The organism is Vibrio sp. 10N.222.55.C6 (genome assembly GCF_041473395.1).
Taxonomy (GTDB): domain Bacteria; phylum Pseudomonadota; class Gammaproteobacteria; order Enterobacterales; family Vibrionaceae; genus Vibrio; species Vibrio crassostreae_C.
Genome location: NZ_JBFRSD010001126.1, coordinates 1 through 265, shown reverse-complemented (window position 1 = coordinate 265; position 265 = coordinate 1). Strand labels below are relative to the sequence as shown.

At 38.1% G+C, this 265-nt stretch carries 1 pseudogene; it reads left to right on the top strand.

Going from position 1 to position 265, the window contains the following annotated elements:
- Nucleotides 1-265, top strand: a pseudogene (locus AB4486_RS27840) (AAA family ATPase); the annotation flags it as partial.

The window sequence follows — 265 nt, the reverse complement described above, 5'->3', positions numbered from 1 at the left end:
GTTTAATACCAGATGCTACTCGCGCTAAACTACTACAAATCTTTGACTATAAGTTTAATGCTTTAGGAGACTTTGAACAGTTAATTGTAGCTACAGCTGCAATCGAAGGCTGGATCAATCATGAACGAGCTTGCCAACTAACAACCAAGCACTCACGTGAAGTAACATTAACTCTACCAAAATTAGAAACTAAAGGTTTTTTAGTTTCTAACGGTGAACAGAAACAAAAGTCTTACACACTTCCGGGGGTATCATTACCTACACC